The organism is Citrobacter sp. Cs237, assembly GCF_030332325.1.
GTDB lineage: Bacteria > Pseudomonadota > Gammaproteobacteria > Enterobacterales > Enterobacteriaceae > Citrobacter_A > Citrobacter_A sedlakii.
In genome coordinates this window covers 1-1,150 of the sequence record NZ_JAOWIB010000107.1, presented here as the reverse complement: position 1 = coordinate 1,150, position 1,150 = coordinate 1, and the positions used below count along the sequence as shown (strand labels likewise).

Sequence of the window (1,150 nt, the reverse complement as noted above, 5' to 3'; positions counted from 1 at the left end):
GGAATGGGTGCATCTGAAGGAGTGACACAGAGTGACAGAGCTGGAAACACATTTGCTGAACGCCTTAGAGCAGCTGCAACAGGACTATATGCAGCGGCTGAACGAATGGGAGAGCGCCTTCGTGGAATTGCAGAAGATGTTTTCGCTTACGCAACGGGACAACGCGATGCTGAACGAGCGGGTGATGCAGTTGAGTCAGCAGGTGCAGCACTTGAGCGAGCAGACAGAACGCTTGAGGCAGTTATACAGCGAGAACAGGAGATAAGGGAGGAACGGCTGATAAAGGAGCGCGAACATGCGTTATCCCTGGAGCGGGAGCGTCAGCCGGAAATACAGGAACGCACGCTGGATGGTCCTTCGCTGGGATGGTGAAACCATGAAAAATGGCAGCTTCAGTGGATTAAGAGGGGTTAATGTGGCCTGTACCATCTGGTTGCATAGGTATTCATGCGGTTAAAATTTACCGGGCGCGATCGCGGCAGTTTTCCGGGTGGTTTGTTGCCATTTTTACCTGTCTGCTGCCGTGATCGCGATGAACGTATTTTAGCGGTGCGTACAATTAAGGGATTATGGTAAATATCTCCCTTACAGCCTGCCCTCGTAGCCATCGAGATAAACCGCCGAAATGGTGTCAGCCAGCAGCCTGGATTTTTTCGGCGTGAGGTCTTTGCTGCGGTAATCGGTACCGGCAAACTGTGTTGTGCCCCGGAGTGAGTTTAAAAACGCCTGGCTGTGAAACTGCTGAATACGTTGCTGCACATCACTCTGGGATTTTCCTGTCGCTTTATCCTTTGCTCCCATATCCCAGAACTGCCGGAAAAAAGGCACCATCATTCGTGTTGTGTCGGCTTTCTGGGTGGAAAAGTTAGGATCAAAACCATCGTCTGAAGCATAAACGTAATGCCGGGTATGTTGTTCCACACTGCCCTTTGGCGTGCAGGCTGTCAGGACCGTTGTCGCTGTCAGCAGGACGATAAGATACAGTGTGCCGCCGGAACGTCTCATGAGTGTCTCCTTGTCATAAAATCTTTTTACTCAGTGAGTTATATATCAGCAGACTATCTTATCATCACTTACAGCCGGTGTTCACCGGCTGAACAGTCTGGCCCAGAAGCCCCGTTTTTTTTCCTGCTCCAGTGCCTGCCTGAGC

General features: G+C 51.0%; 2 protein-coding genes. One reads left to right on the top strand and one right to left on the bottom strand.

Features of this window, described 5'->3' with window-relative positions:
* Positions 1-31 precede the first annotated feature (31 nt).
* Positions 32-265, top strand: coding sequence for an MbeD family mobilization/exclusion protein (locus OGY07_RS17050; RefSeq protein WP_286601914.1), 234 nt, complete (start codon positions 32-34; stop codon positions 263-265).
* A gap of 320 nt (positions 266-585) precedes the next feature.
* Here the strand turns inward: OGY07_RS17050 and OGY07_RS17045 are convergent, their stop codons facing one another.
* Positions 586-1,005: an Exc2 family lipoprotein gene (locus tag OGY07_RS17045; protein WP_195506487.1), complete on the bottom strand. Its 420-nt coding sequence runs from the start codon at positions 1,003-1,005 to the stop codon at positions 586-588.
* Between the last annotated feature and the right edge of the window lie 145 nt (positions 1,006-1,150).